This window comes from Lacticaseibacillus sp. 22, assembly GCF_055413445.1.
On record NZ_JBVAYD010000025.1, the window covers coordinates 1 to 18,204 of the forward strand.

Annotated in this window: 23 protein-coding genes; 2 read left to right on the plus strand and 21 right to left on the minus strand. The window is 42.5% G+C overall.

Annotated features, from left to right (window positions below; translation table 11 throughout):
• Positions 1–526, plus strand: a 526-nt coding sequence (locus ACWP87_RS10760) for a glycosyltransferase family 2 protein (RefSeq protein WP_031541837.1), incomplete at its 5' end; no start/stop codon positions are given.
• 115 nt (positions 527–641) lie between these two features.
• Here the strand turns inward: ACWP87_RS10760 and ACWP87_RS10765 are convergent.
• From ACWP87_RS10765 to rpsU, 20 genes are all read right to left on the minus strand, one after another.
• Positions 642–920: a hypothetical protein gene (locus ACWP87_RS10765; protein WP_014569688.1), complete on the minus strand. Its 279-nt coding sequence runs from the start codon at positions 918–920 to the stop codon at positions 642–644.
• Positions 913–1,353, minus strand: a complete 441-nt coding sequence (locus ACWP87_RS10770; RefSeq protein WP_015764964.1) for an HNH endonuclease — start codon at positions 1,351–1,353, stop codon at positions 913–915. The genes ACWP87_RS10765 and ACWP87_RS10770 overlap by 8 nt, the downstream gene beginning before the upstream one ends.
• A gap of 98 nt (positions 1,354–1,451) precedes the next feature.
• Positions 1,452–1,856, minus strand: coding sequence for a single-stranded DNA-binding protein (locus ACWP87_RS10775; RefSeq protein WP_015764965.1), 405 nt, complete (start codon positions 1,854–1,856; stop codon positions 1,452–1,454).
• Positions 1,843–2,610 carry a hypothetical protein gene (locus ACWP87_RS10780; protein ID WP_014569689.1) on the minus strand — a complete coding sequence of 256 codons (768 nt, stop codon included), beginning with the start codon at positions 2,608–2,610 and terminating at the stop codon, positions 1,843–1,845. Before ACWP87_RS10780 ends, ACWP87_RS10775 begins: the two co-directional genes overlap by 14 nt.
• Positions 2,611–2,817 carry a hypothetical protein gene (locus ACWP87_RS10785; RefSeq protein ID WP_015764966.1) on the minus strand — a complete coding sequence of 69 codons (207 nt, stop codon included), beginning with the start codon at positions 2,815–2,817 and terminating at the stop codon, positions 2,611–2,613.
• Between the two features lie 60 nt (positions 2,818–2,877).
• Positions 2,878–3,459 (minus strand): HNH endonuclease, encoded by a 582-nt coding sequence (locus tag ACWP87_RS10790; protein WP_048653167.1) that lies wholly within the window; start codon positions 3,457–3,459, stop codon positions 2,878–2,880.
• Positions 3,460–3,865: 406 nt separating this feature from the next.
• Positions 3,866–5,104 carry a hypothetical protein gene (locus ACWP87_RS10795; RefSeq protein ID WP_014569690.1) on the minus strand — a complete coding sequence of 413 codons (1,239 nt, stop codon included), beginning with the start codon at positions 5,102–5,104 and terminating at the stop codon, positions 3,866–3,868.
• A 38-nt stretch (positions 5,105–5,142) separates the two neighbouring features.
• The gene (locus tag ACWP87_RS10800; RefSeq protein ID WP_029944087.1) at positions 5,143–5,370 is read right to left on the minus strand and encodes a hypothetical protein; all 228 of its coding nucleotides are present in this window, start codon (positions 5,368–5,370) and stop codon (positions 5,143–5,145) included.
• A gap of 2,578 nt (positions 5,371–7,948) precedes the next feature.
• Positions 7,949–8,476: a GNAT family N-acetyltransferase gene (locus tag ACWP87_RS10805; protein ID WP_005685933.1), complete on the minus strand. Its 528-nt coding sequence runs from the start codon at positions 8,474–8,476 to the stop codon at positions 7,949–7,951.
• A gap of 96 nt (positions 8,477–8,572) precedes the next feature.
• Positions 8,573–9,202: an ABC-2 transporter permease gene (locus tag ACWP87_RS10810; RefSeq protein WP_005685935.1), complete on the minus strand. Its 630-nt coding sequence runs from the start codon at positions 9,200–9,202 to the stop codon at positions 8,573–8,575.
• Positions 9,199–9,912, minus strand: coding sequence for an ATP-binding cassette domain-containing protein (locus tag ACWP87_RS10815; RefSeq protein WP_005685938.1), 714 nt, complete (start codon positions 9,910–9,912; stop codon positions 9,199–9,201). The genes ACWP87_RS10810 and ACWP87_RS10815 overlap by 4 nt, the downstream gene beginning before the upstream one ends.
• Before the next feature lie 654 nt (positions 9,913–10,566).
• A complete protein-coding gene (locus tag ACWP87_RS10820; RefSeq protein WP_005687657.1) occupies positions 10,567–10,878 on the minus strand; it encodes a hypothetical protein in 312 nt (103 codons plus the stop codon).
• 150 nt (positions 10,879–11,028) lie between these two features.
• Positions 11,029–11,844 carry a DNA repair protein RecO gene (gene recO / locus ACWP87_RS10825; protein WP_005687658.1) on the minus strand — a complete coding sequence of 272 codons (816 nt, stop codon included), beginning with the start codon at positions 11,842–11,844 and terminating at the stop codon, positions 11,029–11,031.
• The gene (era, locus tag ACWP87_RS10830) at positions 11,844–12,746 is read right to left on the minus strand and encodes a GTPase Era (protein ID WP_005687659.1); all 903 of its coding nucleotides are present in this window, start codon (positions 12,744–12,746) and stop codon (positions 11,844–11,846) included. The genes recO and era overlap by 1 nt, the downstream gene beginning before the upstream one ends.
• Positions 12,743–13,132, minus strand: a complete 390-nt coding sequence (locus ACWP87_RS10835) for a cytidine deaminase (protein WP_005713928.1) — start codon at positions 13,130–13,132, stop codon at positions 12,743–12,745. Before ACWP87_RS10835 ends, era begins: the two co-directional genes overlap by 4 nt.
• Positions 13,133–13,135: 3 nt before the next feature.
• Positions 13,136–13,534 carry a diacylglycerol kinase family protein gene (locus ACWP87_RS10840; RefSeq protein WP_005687661.1) on the minus strand — a complete coding sequence of 133 codons (399 nt, stop codon included), beginning with the start codon at positions 13,532–13,534 and terminating at the stop codon, positions 13,136–13,138.
• Complete coding sequence (ybeY, locus tag ACWP87_RS10845) at positions 13,518–13,976, minus strand: rRNA maturation RNase YbeY (protein WP_005687662.1); 459 nt, start codon at positions 13,974–13,976, stop codon at positions 13,518–13,520. Before ybeY ends, ACWP87_RS10840 begins: the two co-directional genes overlap by 17 nt.
• 3 nt (positions 13,977–13,979) lie before the next feature.
• Complete coding sequence (locus ACWP87_RS10850; RefSeq protein WP_005687663.1) at positions 13,980–14,966, minus strand: PhoH family protein; 987 nt, start codon at positions 14,964–14,966, stop codon at positions 13,980–13,982.
• 566 nt (positions 14,967–15,532) lie between these two features.
• On the minus strand, positions 15,533–15,967 hold the full coding sequence (locus ACWP87_RS10855) for a GatB/YqeY domain-containing protein (RefSeq protein WP_005687664.1): 435 nt from the start codon (positions 15,965–15,967) through the stop codon (positions 15,533–15,535).
• A gap of 27 nt (positions 15,968–15,994) precedes the next feature.
• Entirely contained in the window at positions 15,995–16,171 is a 177-nt protein-coding gene (gene rpsU, locus ACWP87_RS10860) for a 30S ribosomal protein S21 (RefSeq protein WP_005687665.1), read from the minus strand.
• A gap of 272 nt (positions 16,172–16,443) precedes the next feature.
• Between rpsU and ACWP87_RS10865 the strand changes: the two genes are divergently transcribed.
• Positions 16,444–17,274 (plus strand): pyruvate, water dikinase regulatory protein, encoded by an 831-nt coding sequence (locus ACWP87_RS10865; RefSeq protein ID WP_005687666.1) that lies wholly within the window; start codon positions 16,444–16,446, stop codon positions 17,272–17,274.
• Here the strand turns inward: ACWP87_RS10865 and ACWP87_RS10870 are convergent.
• The gene (locus tag ACWP87_RS10870) at positions 17,271–18,158 is read right to left on the minus strand and encodes a deoxyribonuclease IV (protein WP_005687667.1); all 888 of its coding nucleotides are present in this window, start codon (positions 18,156–18,158) and stop codon (positions 17,271–17,273) included. The genes ACWP87_RS10865 and ACWP87_RS10870 overlap by 4 nt on opposite strands.
• Positions 18,159–18,204 lie beyond the last annotated feature (46 nt).

Below are 18,204 nucleotides of genomic sequence, written 5' to 3' on the forward strand. Positions count from 1 at the left end.
GTATGGTAATAAAGATAACATTATAGGATATGCCAATGATGCAGTAGCCTATACCCAACCTGTGAAAAAGTTTAAATCTTTGATCAAACAGAGATATCGTTGGAAATATGGGCGCTTCATAGCATTCGTAAAATATCACAATTTATTTTTCAACATGGATAAAAAGTTTAGTAAGATGCTAACTTTTTTCCAGTTGCCGCTTGCAGTTTTCCAGGAACTATTTATGCTTGTAGAACCTTTTGTGTATTTGTATTTATTATTTGTTACAATTTATTTCCAAGATTTAGGAATGTTTATTGCGATGGTGTCTTACGTGTTTGTAGTTATTTCATTATCAGTAACAGCTTCCAGAGAATCGTTAAAATCAAAGTTGTTGCTTCTGTGTACCGCACCATTCAATTTTTTTCTTTCTTACATTTTGACAATTGTTGAATATGTTTCATTGATTAACTCTATACTTCACTTACATTCTATAGTTGACTATAATAACAACCATGCAAATTGGAGTCATGTAGAGCGCCTATGAACGCATATGAGGTATGCAGTAATTTCCTCATATTTTATAAAACTTTACCCTATACGGCTTTTCAAAGGAAAAGCCGTTTTTTGAATATGTTAAATCATACCCATCAACCTTATCGTCATTGGATGTATAAGTTCTTGTCTTCCATTACCACTTGCCAGCCGGCATCTTTTACCTCGTCCGTAAGTTGACTAATTGCTTCATTGTTTAAATCTGCCAGCTGGATAGTAATCAGTCCAGTGTCACATCCACGCGTCATTAGCCTGTCGTTAATTATTTGCCTATACTCCAATAAATCTTCACTAGATTCAATGACGGTCTCAGGTGTCAATATTTGACCCATTGGTTGGTACCCTGGTGCAACATATTCGACATCCTTTTCAAAGTCATTATCCATTTTGCTTATCCTCTTTCTTCTCTTTTAAAACTTTTGTCCACCATTGTTTGTTTAAGTGTTTTAAAATTGTGTCTCCGTTTGGCTTATCCGCTATTAGCTGTTCTAACTTTGTCTTCCTAAAGTGACACTTGTAACACAATGTCCATAGGTTTCCACTGTCCAGTGCTTGCTTGGATGAACACAATCGGCGGCAGATAATGTGGTCAACTATCTTTCGGTCTTGAACAACATTGCCACACACTTGGCAGGTGGCTAGGTCTCGTGCATATACATAGTCCCTCACTGCTTGCCATTGCTTAGAATGGTAAAAGGCTACTGCCTTAGGGTCTCGCTGCTTTTTGTCATACTCTTTTGATTTGTTTGCCTTGATTGCCATTGCTAACTTTGACCGCCTGTAGTCGGCCTTTTTGGCCTGCCATGATTGCTCATGCATGGCCTTATGCTTTGCACAGTACCTTTCGCTGATTGGTATGATTTTGTGACATTGTGGCTCATTACATTCATGCCAAAGATTTTTCCCCTGTCGTCTGGTCAAAATGGCAAATCACTGTCCTTAAGCCCACTTAATTTGGGACTAAGTGAATTAATCAAGTCATCACTCAGATTTGCTGATGAATCCTTTGATGCATCATTGTGTGGCTTAGAACTGAGCAGATATATGTGTTCTGCTACAACTTGCCATGTGTATTCAGTTTTTCCGTCCCTTTCATACTGTCCTGTACGTATACGCCCGCTTATACCTATCCGAGTTCCCTTAGATGCATAATTGCTAAGAACTTCTGCCATTTTTCCGAAGGCCACAATTGGAACGAAATCAGCTGTTTGCTTATCCTTTGCCTGACTATAAATCCTATGTATTGCCAGCATAGCCGTTGCTGAATTGTTCCCTGACTTAACACTGTTGGCAACATTTCCTACTAAGTTAACTGAGTTCATTGCTCTTCTCCTTCAATTCCTGTTCACGTTTTGCCATTAAATTTACCAATATGTATTTATCTTTGCCTGCATGTGCAAAGTCCTTGATCAGGTGCCCTTGAAAGGCAACCTGAGGGTCATCGATTATGTTGTCTATGTATTCTTCATGTTCGCCAATAAAGGCCTGCACATCGCTGTCGCTTGTGTCTGGGTCGGTTATGAGGTCATCCCATTCTTTTAGCAATTTAAGTTCCTTTGTGTGGCTATTAGATTGCTTAGGTTGCCGCTGACGAGCATACTTGCACACCTTAACTAGCTTATTATTGAACTGTCTGGGCGTTTGATGAAATCGCACCATTGTCTCTTTTTGGGCAACCCTGAGCAAACTTTCTGCCCAACTTTTAGTGGCCTTATTCTTAAACAGCTCTTGGAGCCTTTCTAAGGCCTCTAGTGTCTCAGCTTCATTACTTGCCTGTCGGGTCATGTGGGCAACCATCTGTGCTTTTTCAACCTCTCTTGAAGCACTCTTGGCTTGCTTTCGAACAAGGTCTTTTCTGGCGTACTTAACTTTCCATTTCAAACTCGGCGACTCTGCTGCGATAGCAATTTCAACATCTTTGTCGGACCATTTATGAAGCCGGTGACTAAGGAGTTCAATCAGAAGCTCCTGTGAAGCATCTTGGCGGCTCATGTGAAGCATGCCAGCTAGCTTTGAAGCGTTACTGAGGAAGGCTGGCGTTGATATAAGCTCCTTAATTGTCTTTTCTGAAAGCAACTACTTTTCGCCACCTTTAGTCCGTAGGCCAATGATTGCTGTAACTATGCCCATGGTTACAGCAATGCCAAGCAATGCCAGCCAGTAGTTTAAAATATTAGCCCATGACAATTGTGTGATACCTGCAATGTTTGCAATTGTTAGGAACCAACCAGCTGAGTTAAGAATGCTAAATGTGTCGAGGGTGACATTTTCTTTGTTTTTCATATGTATGTACTTTCTTTCTTGTCTATGGTATGGTATTAATTGGGAAGTTGGAACCATTTTTCATCTGGCGAAAACAAAATGGTAAGGCTTGTTAAGGTGTAAGGTGCCATTAGCTGAGCCTGCTACTGATGTGTTGCTTAACCCTACGGCCTCAGCGGCCTCCTTTATGGAGCTATATACCTCAAACGAGCTGTCATCGTTCACTTTTCGAACTGGTCGCCCATTAGCTCTTTTCATTAATTGCCGCCTATGCTCCTTCACTAAGTTATCTCTATGGCTAACCCATCGCAAATTGTAAAGAGCGTTATTTAATCTGTTGTCATCAATGTGGTCAACATCAGAGAGGTTCTCAGGATTAGGAATCCACGCTAACCCTAGAAGATGTGATAGGGTAACAGTGGTGTGTTTGTTTGAGCCGTCCTTTGTCACGCCGACAACTACATAATTACTATTGTTAATGTATTGCTTGATAGGCCGATTGGACCGAGGCCCAATAACAACGCCATTTCTACTTATCTTGTAACGTGAATAGGGTGGTTTACACTGTTTAAATTCCTCCTCATCATGTGCCTTAATGCGTGCTTTTAAAGTTGCTTTGATAAAAAATTCTAGGTTTGATTCCTTATTTACCGTGCTTGTCATCGTTATTATTCCTACTTTCATATTTGTTCTATACTTTAATTATACCACGTTTGTTAATATTTCCTGTTTTGCATCACTCGATTATCTATGTCTGTTAAAATTACCCCCTATTTATTCCTTACACTTATAAATATAGTGTTTGATCCATTTGTAAGCGCCTTACAAAGGCTTTTTAATATTTCTTAACCTTTTCTTAACATTTGATGCCACATGCTATGTAATGTTGATGTGTGCTGTGGCTGTGAAGTAAGGCAAATGATGAGCTGAGGGTTGTAAAAATGCTCCTGACGCTGCTAGATCACATTGCTGACAAGTTTCAAATTACGTCAGCAAAAGATGTCAGCACAAAAAAAAGACGACCCATCTCTGGATCGCCTTAAGTAGCTAGAGTTAATCCTCCATTCGTCTACCTATGCATTCTCACCTTAAGCTCTTTTTTTAGCTTGTCATTTTTGTCAGCCAGCTTTTCCCTGCACATCCTTAAAGCTTCCTTAGTCGTTGGTACAAGCAACTTTTCAGCCGGTTTAGTATCCTTATAGCCTTTCAGTTCATAACCGTATCTACCAGCAGACGCCTTTGAAAGTTTTTCCATTTCGACTGGCTTAACGGTGCAAACCTCGTCAACCCATTGCCTTGCTGTCCTGTCCTTAACGCTTGCTAAGCTGCTAATAGTATCCGCTGCTGCTTTGGCCGTCATGATAGGCTCATTGGTATACCCTTTTTGAGCCTTTATACCCATGAAAAAATTTATTTCTCGTTTCCCAACTCCGCCTGATAAATCTGGAAAGTAGTCACTTGCAACCTTCTCTCCGAACAACTGGATAAGCATTTCTTTGCTGATTGGGGTGTTTAGGTTGAGGGTAAAGTTATCACTCACCAAGTCCCAGTTAGAAGTGTTGAAATCGCCTAGTATGTACACATGGTGCGACTTGACTAATTTACTACCATTGTTAAACTCCATTAGCTTCTTCCCTGAATCAGAAAGTTCATCGGGTTGTGCTAAGTGAATGGACCCTGCAACTCGCATTAACACAAGTGCATTAGCAATCTTTGCTTTGGTGGCTTTTTCTGGGTGCTCAAGCATGTCCATCATTAAATCCTTAGTGATGTAGATACCTCTGCCTGGTTCTTTTGAAAGCTGATGGCCTGTAACTTGATTAGCGGCAAGTAGGTTAACTGCCTGATATACGTCAGCCATGAGCTTCTTGTCATCCCGCCAAGGGTCGAACTTATTAGCTGGTACAAATAAATTCTTAACTGCTTTCGAAGCACCTGAGCCTCTTCCACTTGGCATCTGTAAAATGTTCGATGTTGCTATTGAACAAGCTCGCTTATAATCAACTCGCTGAAGCATTTCTGGATAAAATTGTTTAAGGAATGCTGGCAGCTGTTCTTCTGGTGATCCCAAGCATTCAAGGAAGGCTGGCACCGGATTAGCTTTAGAATTGCTGGTTAAAATAACTTTCTTCCCATTTAATTCCTTTCTCTCTTTAGCCCCCACAATTTTTCCTGTGCTGACTGTGTTAAGCAACTCAGAAAGTTGCGTCTTCTTGGCTGTTCGAGTGGTGCTGTGCTTGGTTAGTTCAGCAACCTTATCAATGTTGTCAGCCCAGTTTGTTAGTAGCTCTTTATTCTTATATCCCATAATATTCTCCTCATTCATTGCCTGTCGGTTGCTCCCGATTAGGCTTTTTTTGTTACAAATAGTTCATCAATATTTGCATGAAGTGCTTCTGCTACTCGTGTTGCAACACCATAGCTAACTCCCACAGTGTTCATGTGAGTTACACTTGAATAGCTTAAATTTGTTACCTCTGCAAGCTTTCCTTTTGAACCCAACGACATCTTGAGCTTGGCATCAAAGAAGTTTAAATCCCTGACTACCATTGTATCTGGATGAGTTTTCTTCATTTTTTTCACCTTTCTTCATAACTACACAACTACACAACTACACAATCTTGCCTCCCTGCCTCAAACAAGTAGGCTGATTTTTCCGCACCAGCCACACTTGCTGTCTTGAACGAGGAGAAGGAGGAAATTCTTCCTCCATATATATATATATACGTAAGGTAAGCGCCATTTTTGGGGGAAATAGCTGATAAATCTTATTTCCTTATTCCATTTGTCACACCATAATTTCTCTTACAACTTAAGTATACACTCTTTTTACTTAAAAGTGATAGTCAAAGTCTATCAAGCATATGTCAATACTAACCTATCCATTTCTTTTACAACTTAATTATACCACGTTATTAAAAAATATGAGTCGTTATAAGCAACCTGTATATCCTTTACCTGCATCACACCCTTTCAAAGAGTAATTTAGCATTACTATTCTAATTGACAAAAGTTGGAAAAGTAACAGGTAATCCACAAAGTTTGCAGAAAGTGCTTATAAACGTTGCTGTGTGGGCATCTAAAGGGGGTAAAAGTGTGGAAAGTAGGATGGCAAAAAAGTGTGCAATTTGCTCACGAGCAAAATACATGCCGTAAACGGCTTAGTATCAGTAGTTGTAAGCGCAAACATGGCCTATTTGGCATGTACAATAGTATTACTTATCTACACATGCAAAACCAGCAAGCTGTCTTTGATGTCTAGAACGTACAATTGTTTTAGCAAGGGTTACAAGTGTCTACACATGTTTTCCATGGTCAATCAGTGTCACTCTGGCTTCGCCTTCGTTCCACAAGAATTGAAAAGTTTAACAAAAGTTGACATGGACGACTGACGGTTTTTGTCAGTTGGTTATGTCAAGGTATCCAGCAACCATGCTGGCGAGGGGAGACACCGGTTTTTGGTGTCGGGGGCGAGTAGCCCCAATACTTAACTGGTAACTTAATAGTAAACTAGCTGATAACTTAATAGCATTACTTAACTCCATTCAGCCATCGCTACGCTCTAGCTTCATTAACAGTAAGCAACCTTTGCATTCTGAATACTTAGCAAGGGTAGTAATAGAAGCAATTAGCAAAGAACGCTAATTGGGGCTACTCGCCCCACACCAAAAACCGGTGTTTCCCTCGTAAGCTGTATCAGCTTAAGCATCTGACTAAGCAAAGAACGCTTAACCACTTTAAAAAGTCTAAAAGATTAAGATCATTAAGGTCAAAACCATGCACCCGTTGCAACCTAAGCATTACTAACTCCATTCAGCCATCGCTACGCTCTAGCTTCATTAACATTCAGGATAAGGCCTTGTAACTAGGCTAAAGAGACATAGCAATTTCAAAATGGAAAAGAGTTACAAGTGTTCATCAGTGTTAAAAAAGTGTCAGCAAGGGTTTACTTTATTCCAATCAGTGTTAACAAGTGTCTACCGTGTTTATAGCAATTTCAAAATGGAAATAAGGGTTAAAAGATTGAGTACGCCTTGTGAATATTTGAGCATTATATCCTTTATTGTCTACTTTTTAAAACGCAAGTTATGCTCGTCTATTCCACTTTAGATACACGATGTATAATTGTGCCAACCTGTAACAGAATTGCTTAGAGAGCCAATATGAGCCTTCTAGGGGTACTGTAGAAGCTGATGGCCTCTTCTGTGCACACCAGTATGCCTCTTTGTTCCCCCTGTTAAACTTCATTAGTTACACCAGCAATGAAGTCCTACCCTGTTGGCTTCTTAATGCTCTAGTAACCCCTTTGCCTACAATGACACTAAGGGAGCACTAGGACGGCTTAGAGAGCTAATATGAGCCTTCTATGGGTATCCCATGGTGTCTAATTCAAATCACAATGGTGCCCACTTTCCAATCAGGTGTAACAGGCAGACACTCTTGTGATGCTCACTATTAGGCCATATAAGGAAGTATGGAAGAATAGGTACAATTACACATGCTGGGTACTAAAGGCGCTTAGAGAGCAAGTGTGAGCCTTCTAGGGGCACGTGGTAGTTAATTAGCTTGTGCATAGGGGAATGAATCACAGCCAGCTCACTTAATGTGCTAGCTAACACGCTATTGAACACCTAGGTGGCAAATTGGTATAGCTACTTTTAGGGCACAAAAATAGCCCTACCACATTAGGTAAGGCTAACATGCCTGCTGACGTTATTTTATTTTCTAAATCATATGTGATCTCATGTTATCTAGGTGCTGAATAAAATGTTGAAAATAGCCATGAAACAAGCAACTTTTTCAGCTATTTGAAACACCATTCAGGCCCCTAAACCAGTAAATACAGTAATGAAACCATAGTTAAATAACTAGATGCGCGGTTCCACCCTACTTCAGATAGACCGAATCTACCTGCAGCTTTGTCATTTGGTTCGAAAACGCCAATCACATTCACCACCATCAGGCTTACACTATCCCTGACTCGCTTGGGTTTGGTACAAATGCGACCCTTTTTCTCATCACCGATTCAATTTCCTTATTAGTATAGCATCGCGGCTAGGGGTGTCAAGCGGGTTTTCTGAAAAGGACCACGGCTTTTCCATCAAAACGATATAAAATACCCTGAAGTAACGTCTAATCACGTTATCGCTAATCACAAGTCATCTCGTGTCATTGACCAGATTGCTAAATCAACTTGCCGACCATGAAAACAATATGACTTTCGAAGCGTTCCTTCTATCTTCATACCTATTCTTGCCATGAGATTCATCGATTTTAGATTGTCAAATGTATGTCTCGCATACAAGCGCTCACCTTCAAGTTCAGTAAAGAAGATGTCACGTAATTTGATTGCAGCTTCAGTTGCATATCCATGCCCTTCAAATTTTTTATTGAGTACATAACTTAACTCTGCCGATTTGTTACGATCGTCTAAGTTTAAGAAATAGATTGTACCAATCAACTTTTCATTCAAAAAAATGCCATATTTGCCAAGCCCATTCTCTATAAATATTTTTTGAATGATGTCTTTTGTATCTTGCAAACTCTTATTGGTTTCAAACACATAATAGGCATTCTCCGGATTACTTGCATACTCGAACATGTCAGGCGCATCGTCAATCGTAACCGGTGCCAACACAAGCCTTTTTGTTTGATAGGCATGTTTTAATTTTTCGCGCATCGGCTTACCTCTTTCCTATCCACATAAAAAAAATAAAAGACATAAACATACTCCGCTCTCGATGTAAATCAGACCGTTCTGAAAAGACGGTTTGGTTTAGCGATAACGATAAATCAATACTGAAAAGAAATATGAAATCACATATAAACAGGCAACGGCAGCAACGGCGACAAGAAACAATGAAGCTTTGTTTTGGCTCATCAAGAAAGCCTGTAGTTTCGCGGACCGGATCCGCGGTAGGATTGCCATAAGAAGAAGGATAATGATGAAAATAAACATCAGGCCGCTTTGTGAAAAAGCGTACATAGCCGGAAGTAAGATAATGCCAAAAACAGAACATACAACAAAAATGATCGCGGTTATCCCAAATAACTGCATCGGTGACGTTTTCGGTACGATAATCTCAATGATAAGGCTCATCACAAAGGCAAGAAATGATGTTGCAAAACAAGCGATCGCATAGAATACGTACCTAGAACCAACAATCTTGAATGGATTCAGGTGATAAGGCACTAAAAAATCTTTCCAGTGACTTTGATTATCAAGCTGAAAAAGCGTCTCAAGCGCAACAATGGCAAGCGCAGAAGAACTGAACACAAATAACTCGGCAATGTCTTTGTTAACGAAAACTGCAACCAGAAAAGCGCCAAACAAAGAAATCATGACGGGGAGTTTAAGGATTCGTTTCTTGACAATTATAAAGTCTTTAATGAGAAAGCCTGTCATTTAGTATCCCCCACTTCTTCGTGGCTAGCAACCAAAAGTGACTTAAGAACAGCCTCGTCTGTTTCTGGGGTTAAACTGAAGTCTGTTGTGATGCTGCCATTTGTTAGAACCACAAACCGATTACACAGCTGGATGACATCATCTAAAATATGTGTTACGAGAATAATGCTGGCACCGGTTTGATTTTGATAAGCTTTTATTTCATTCAGTATTTCAATCCGAGTCAGTGGGTCAATCCCGCTGGTAATTTCATCAAGAATCACCAAATCGCCGTTCATCGATAAACAGACTGCCAAGCCAAGTTTGGTTTTTGTACCTTTAGAGAGATCAATAAAATTAGTTTGCTTGGGGATTTTTAGTTTATCGATATATTGTCTATATTTTTCACGATCCCAGCGTTTAAAGATTTTGGGAAAAATATAGTCAATGTCTTTAGCTGACAAGCTTTCCGGAATGTAACCATCATCAAATGCCATAGAAATCGCAGTGCCTTTTTTAATGAAGACCGTTCCCGAAGTTGGCTTGAGAATGCCGATAATCGTTTTTAATAGCGTTGTTTTCCCAGCACCATTACTACCGATCACGCCTAGAACATCACCAGCGTTAATGCTTAAGTTAACATCTTTAAGCGAAAAATGTCCAATCTCAACCGAAAGCGCCTTTAGCATCAGAATATAATTAGCATGCTGTTTCCCTTTGCTGCTGTTCATAGAACTAGCCTCTTCTGTCATAGAAATTGGCGATGAAAAGAATAGCCAGTGTTACGGTCATTGTTCCAAGCGTCGCAGTACTGCCAAATCCCGCCTTTACAATGACTAAGATGTCTACAATGATACTAATAGCTATGATTATCTTAAAGAAGGTTTTCAAAGTAAAAAGCCTCTTTTCACACGTGGATGATGGTCCAGTAAGCCTCTAATAATAGAAATTTTTTGGTGAAGTTTGTATCTTTTAAAGATGCGTGTTCCGGCTTGACATGAACCTTATTTCGTTTTTATTGACGTACATTTAATTGCTGGCATGATAGGAATAGTTTTATCTTATCACTGCTGTGTAAAATAAATGTATACAATCGGTTAAATTTTAGCGCGATCATTTACACGCTAGAATTGACTTAAATCAAGCACGCGAATAGCTCCCTAAACATAAAAGCGACCGTAACGCCAAGGTATGGCGTACGGTCGCTTCTGTGCGGTTCCATTTATTTAGAAAGCTCAAATTCACCCACCGCTTGGTCATTCGGCCAAAAGCTATTCCCATCAAGTTCACACTTTCCATGACTTGCCGGAGTTTGGAACGAATGTGACCCTTTTCTCATCACCAAATTAATTTTCTTTGCTAGATTGGCCTTAAGGTTGCTTGTATCAATTCACGCCTGACACTAAGTCGATACGTTCTTTACTGTTATTCCAAAGTTCTTGTGGCGTATAGCTGTCCTTTTCAAATAGAATGACGGAACCATCCTTTTCGATGCGGGCATTTGAACCGAGCCACTGCCATGTCGGAGGCAAAATCAAGTCAACCCGTTTGCCTTTACCTTTTTTAAGTGACCAAGCCGAAATATAATCCTCAATATAATGTGATCGCAGGTATCTGGTTTGCCCATTATCAAACTCGATTGCTAATATATTTGCCGCCATCCAGACTTTGACCGCCTTTGGCAGTGATTCACCCATTATTAAAATCCCCCTCTCACAAAAATTGATTAAGTGATTATTGTCTTCGGTTAAAGTTGTCACTATTTCCGCAAGAAGCATCACCTCAAACGTGTAACCGCTTACTTATAACTTAGCACACAGAGAAATAAAAACAATCAGTTAAATCAATTAAATATGTGGACGATCATTATTGGAGGAATCCTCTGACTTTGTACGATCCGGCAACCGATCCTGCCAATGATTCATTTGATCGATAAACCGCTTAGCTTTTGGCGTCACCCCGACCATATCTACGTAAATAACATCAAGAATTCGCTTGAGTTCGGCTTTGGTCGCGGGCTTTACATCAATTCGCTTGACTTGACTCAAATCAAGCGTACTGAACCGTCGCAGATAAAAAATGGCGCGCGGACTGGCATGGAGTCGATGCGGGTCCTTGTCCCAATGTTGCTGACACAATAAGCCGCCATAGCTTTCCGAAAAATCCAGTGGCAAATCAGTGCGGCCGTCGATGACACAGCCGCGCCAATTGGGTTCAACACCGTAAGCTTTAAGCATTTGCACTTCAACCACATTGGCGATAATTTGCGGGTCAAGGCCGGTGTCAATCAAATGCAAGGCTTGTTTGACTTGTTTGAACCAAAATCCGACTGGCCGCCCGTCTGGAAAGGCTAAATCGAGCAAGCCGAAGATGTAGGCTGCATAGGCGTTCAAGGTAATATCATTGGAGATTTGTCGATACTGCGTCGGATTCTTTATAGCGGACAAGTAGGACAGTCCAGAATCGCGGACCTCACCAATATAATCCGCATGCGTAAAGGGCAAAATGCCAGCAGCTAAAGTAAAACCGGGCTTGCGGGCCCGGTTTACCAGAAACATTTTTTTACCGAACTGATCCGTCAAAATTTTGACCAGCATATCGGATTCACGATAATTTTGACGGGACATCACCAGCCCCTCAAAGGTTTGTGTTTGTTTGACCATTAACGCAGATCCTTCATGTTATAACCTAATGATTTAAGATAAGCATTGTTGTCGCGCCAGTTCTTTTGAACCCGGACCCATAGTTTTAAGTTAACTTTATCGCCAAGCAGGTTTTCGATATCGCGACGGGCGCGGATACCGATTTGTTTGAGCATTTGTCCGCCGCGGCCGATGATAATGCCTTTTTGACTATCACGTTCAACGATAATGTACGCTTCAATTTGCAGTTTGCCGCCTTCACGGTCCTTCATGCGCTCTACCTGCACCGCGACAGCATGCGGCACCTCATCACGGGTTAATTCAAGGATTTTTTCCCGGATCAGCTCACCGACAACGAAATATTCAGGATGGTCTGTTAGCTGATCTTCCGGATAATACTGCGGTCCCTCTGGTAATGTGGCCGTCAGCGAATTCAGCAACTCGTCCACATTATTCCCCATCGTGGCACTAATCGGGAAGACTTGTGCAAAATGATAATCATGCTGATAGCTTTCAATCAGCGGCAATAAATCATCCGGTTTAACCAAGTCGATTTTGTTTAAAATCAAATAAACCGGCTTCTTCACTTCAGCAAGCTGGCGCAAGATATACGCATCCCCTGCCCCTTTTTGCTCATCCGCTGCGACCATGAACAAAATAGCATCGACTTGATTAAGCGTCGATAACGCGGCCTTATCCATGTAATCATCCAGCTCGTTTTTAGGTTTGTGAATGCCCGGCGTATCCACAAAAACGATTTGGGCATCAGGGGTAGTGTAAATCCCGTTAATTTTGTTGCGGGTTGTCTGCGCTTTTGGCGACATGATGGCAATCTTTTCCCCTAAAATACGGTTCATGAAGGTTGATTTGCCGACGTTTGGCCGCCCGATGATCGCGACAAAACCAGAATGGTGTTCACTCAAGCCTGTAAGTCTCCTTTCGAAAAAGCGCCTGGCAACAATGCCTGCGGGGTCGTTTGAACCGTTTCGCCGCGCACATTGGTCAAGGTAATAACCGCATCGGCCGCAAAAAATTCACTGATAACTTGCCGACACGCCCCACAAGGCGCTACCGGTCCTTTTGTATCAGCAATGACCAACAACTCATCCAACTGAGTGTACCCGGCGCTCACAGCTGCAAAAATCGCACTCCGCTCGGCACAATTGCTCAACCCGTAACTGGCATTTTCGATATTTGCCCCGGAAAAAATCCGCTCACCCACGCGAACAGCTGCACCCACGGCAAAGTGCGAATAAGGAACATAGGCATTCTCACGTGCGGCTAAGGCTGCGGTACGTAAAACTGACAACATTCACCAACTCCTCAAAAGCGCTAACAGCGGCGGTCCAAAAACATAAATGCCGGCAACTACCGCAATCAGAGAAACGATCAACACGGCACCGGCGCTCATGTCTTTAATTTTCTTTGCCCGCAGATCGTAATGCTCGCCAATAATGAAATCGACCATATTCTCAACAATCGTATTCAGCAGTTCGCCTAAAAATACCAACAAAATCGCCAAAATCAAAACGAACCAAGAAAATGGCGGCACTTTTAACCAGATCCCGGCAATAATGACCAACGTTGCACTGACAAATTCGCGTTTGAAATTGTTCTCATCGACAAAAAAGACGCGCAGCCCATCGAGCGCGTGGCGGGCGCTTTGAATAAAATGCTTGTTTTTGCCGATTTGCTTATCGGGTAAGGCCATAAGCAGTCAGAATTTTCTTTTGCAGCGGAATCATCACGGCTTCATCTTCCGGTTTAATATGATCATACCCGTTTAGATGCAAGAAACCGTGAACCACCGTATACCCCAGCTCGCGCTCAAAGCTGTGGCCGTATTCTTTGGCATGGCGCCGAACAGTCAACGGATCAATGAATAAGTCACCAATATTTTTTGCCATGCCAGGCAGCAGTGGCAAGTCATCCTCGCCATCTTCAATTGCAAAACTAATCACATCAGTCGCGCGATCAGTATCGCGATATTCCCGGTTAATCTTTTGAATCGCATCATCCCCAACAATGGTAATCGACATTTCGGTATCATTAGGTAACGCCAACTGTTGCCCACAAAAAGCAACCAACTTCTGGATCAGCTCATGATGCTGGTCATCCAGCAAGTGATCATCATCGTAAAATTCTAAATCCATTGTTTACTCCTTCGTTTGCTTTTGCAGCTGTAAATCATGTTTGCCATAAGCTTCGATAATCTTGGCGACAACTGGGTGGCGCACAACATCCTGTGCGGAAAATTGCGTGAAGGCAATATGACTAATCCCTTTTAATAACTGTTCCGCTTGCAATAAGCCACTTTTGGCATTATGCGGCAAGTCAATTTGCGTCACATCACCATTGACAATCATTTTCGAGCCAAAGCCCAGGCGCGTCAGAAACATTTTCATCTGGGCCTGAGTCGTATTCTGGGCTTCATCCAAAATCGCAAACGCATTGTCCAACGTACGACCACGCATATACGCTAATGGCGCAATTTCGATGACGCCGCGATCCATTAGGCGATCGGTGTGTTCTTTCCCCAAAACGGCATATAAAGCGTCATAAACCGGACGCAAATAAGGATCAACCTTTTCCTTGAGATCACCAGGGAGAAAGCCAAGACTTTCGCCTGCTTCCACGGCCGGACGCGTCAAAATAATCCGCTCGACTTGGCCGGCCTTCATGGCTGCAACTGCCATCACCACGGCGAGAAAAGTTTTCCCGGTACCGGCTGGGCCAATGCCAAAAGTAATATCGTTGTGTTTGATGGCATCAACATATTGACGCTGGCCAAAATTCTTAATCCGAATCGGTTGCCCCTTGGCGTCGCGTAACAAGGTCTCACTATACATATCCGCAAAATATTCGAGTGTACCCCGTTTTGCCATTGCAACCGCACTAGCAATATCCTGAGGTGACAGTTTGATGCCTTGTGCTAATAACTTAGTTGCCGCCTCAAGCAGCTGTAGTGTCAAGCTGACCGCTTCGGTTTCGCCGCTGATGCGTAATTCGTCCCCAAACGGCGAAATCCGGACGTTCAGGCCTTCTTCAATTAACGTTAAATTCGCGTCATTAATCCCAACTAGGTTAATTGCCATATCAGGATTACTAAACCGGAAAATTTTCTCTGAGGTTTCCTGTGCCAAATATTGGCCCCCTAACAAATAATTTAAGCATTGAATGATGGTCTTAGTTTAGCATATTTTTAAAGTAGCGTCAGAATCGTTTAAACGGACGTAAGTGTCAACTTTTTCTCGGTTCTACTCTAATTAAGTGATTTCCGTTACTCCGAGCTGGCTCCGCGGTGACTGGGCTGGAACGTGGTGGGCACGACTTCGAACCCGCAAAGACCGCGGTTTCGAAGCTCGGCCTTGGTCTAAAGCGGAGCCGCTTAAGACCAATTTCACCACTGAGCCCGCCACCACTCCGCCAGCTCTTGCTTTCTATCTTAGTAATCGAACAAGGTGACTCATGATGCTTCAACACCATCAACATCAAGCTGCATTTAAAATTGTTAAACCTGTTTGTTTAGGTTGAAACTGGCGTCAAACTGCTTGGCAATTTTACTAACGACAACCATTCATGCTTTAAACAACAGGGTTCAAATTGCCTCAAATGCCTAAACTTCAAAAGTTGATCTGCACGCCGGACTCTCGACAGAATTGCCTATGGTTACACAATAAAAAAGCCGGTGCTAACACCGGCTTTGTCGTTAACTAAGTTTTTCTTTAACCACGCTGCTGACAAGTGCACCATCAGCTTGGCCCTTGACCTTGGGCATCAGCGTCTTCATAACCTTACCAAAGTCTTGCTTGCCAGTTGCACCGACTTCTTTGATTGTTGCATCAACGATATCGGCGACCTGATCTTTGCTCAACTGGGCTGGTAGAAAACGTTCCACAACCTTGATTTCAGCTTCGGTTGCCTCAACAAGATCAGAACGACCGCCTTTTTTAAATTCAGAAACGCTTTCCTTGCGCTGCTTTAGTTCAGTTGCAAGAACGCTTTTTTCTTCATCTTCCGAAAGGTCGTGGCCGAGTTTGATCTTCTCATTGACCAAGGCTGTCTTCAACATCCGGACAACGCTCAACGTCACTTTGTCCTTGGCTAACATGCTTTGCTTCATCTGAGCATTAAGCTCATCCATTAAAGCCACTATTCACCAAGTCCTTTATTAATACTTCTTGCGTTTACGCGCTGCTTCTGACTTCAGCTTGCGGCGTACGCTAGGCTTCTCGTAGAATTCACGCTTGCGGTATTCAGCGAGTGTACCCGACTTGGATACAGTGCGCTTAAAGCGCCGAAGAGCGTCATCGAGAGATTCGTTTTTCTTAACAACTGTCTTAGCCATGTGATATCCCTCCCTCCGACACTTGTGTAACCACTGACGGATATCATAGCCAATAGTTCGTTTATTAGTATACAAAACTGTTAACCACGCGTCAATAAGCGATTTCAGATTTTTATATAAACAACCAATGTTATTGCTTAAGTTTCGCCGGTGAGCCGTCTTTTTCGATAAAATGGCACCGAAGCGTTTATGTCCTTACCTAATAGGCTTGGCTACACGTTCACAAATAAATTATGCTATGATAGCGTTATCTAAGGTAGCGAGGTGGCATTATGACCCAAGAACTGAATTTATATATTATGTCAGATTCGGTTGGTGAAACCGGGTTGCGACTTGCCCAAGCCGTTGCGGCCCAGTTTCCCGAATTTGAAGCACATTATGTCCGTTTTCCTTTTATCCACACCAAAGAGAAGATCTATAGCGCCATTGATGAAGCCAAGAAGGAAAATGCATTGGCAATCATGACGTTTGTTACAGACGGTTTTGCCCAACTAGCAACGCATTATGCTAAAGATCAAGGGGTCATTGCGATTGACGTAATGTCACCGATTTTGAGCGGCATTAAGTCGATTACGCATGAAGAACCTAACCATGTTCCCGGCGCCGTCCATGATCTTAATGAGCGTTATTTCGATCGTATATCGGCGATGGAATTTGCCGTTTTGTATGATGATGGTAAAGATCCCAAGGGTTTTCTGGAAGCCGATATTGTATTGCTGGGGGTTTCGCGGACAAGCAAAACCCCGCTTTCCTTATTCTTGGCCAATCGTAACTTGAAAGTCGCCAATTTGCCCTTGGTTCCCAATGCCCACATTCCCGAAGAAATCTGGCAGGTTGATCCGAAAAAAATTGTCGGGTTAACCACTGATGCATCGGTCCTAATGGAATTTCGGCGGCAGCGGATGATTCAATATGGTTTGAATCCGGACACAGCCTATTCAGCCCGCGATCAGGTTAATCAGGAGCTTAAATTTGCCGAAGATCTATACAAAAAAATCGGCTGCATGGTGATTAACACCGCACACCGATCAATTGAAGAAACAGCAACCTTGATTTTGGAGCATATGGGTCTTGATGAATTCGACAATACCGAGACGCATTAAGCCATCAACTTGCGTAATTCTTCTGGTTGGAAATGACCCGTTTTAAGCCATTTAATTTCTGCCCCGTATGGTGGGACCTGATGCTTTTTATCAGGGCCGACATACGGGGTTTCGAGTATCTTGGGTAACTTTTCAAGTGCTGGATGGTGCGCAATTCGATTTAAGGCCTCAAAGCCAATGGCGCCAAAGCCAATATTTGCATGGCGATCTTTATGGCTGCCTTGCGGGTTCTTGGAGTCATTAACATGAATGACGCTAAGCCGATCAATGCCGATGATGTGATCAAATTCATTCAACACGCCATCAAAATCGTCCTTTACATCATAGCCGGCATCGTTCGTGTGACAGGTGTCAAAAGTGACCCGAAGCTTGTCATTATAGGTCACGCCATCGATAATCGCGGCCAGCTCTTCAAATGAACGGCCAATTTCAGTGCCTTTTCCCGCCATGGTTTCAAGCGCAATCGTGACATGTTGGTTAGGATCAATAATGCGATTTAAGCCCTTAACAATTTGAGCAATCGCCGCTTCAGGACCGGCACCAACATGCGCGCCGGGGTGAAACGGCATCGTATACGCATGTAGTGCATCAGCTCGGGCAACTTCTTCTTGCATGAATTGAACGGCAAATTCGAAGTTGGCCGGCTTTTTAGTGTTCCCAAGATTCACAATATAAGGAGCATGGATGACCGGGTGACTAATATCATCTTTAGCCATCGCTGCCAAGCCTTCAGGAATTCTCATCTCGCTAGTTGGCTTACGGCGCGTATTTTGGGGCGCACCGGTATAAAATTGCAGCGTGTTGGCCTCATAACTTGCAGCTTCCTCAACTGCGCCTAACAACATTTTCGTGCCCTTCATACTCACGTTGGCACCGATTAACATTAAACGACCTCCCTAATCAAGATAACCTTGAATTCAAACCGATCTG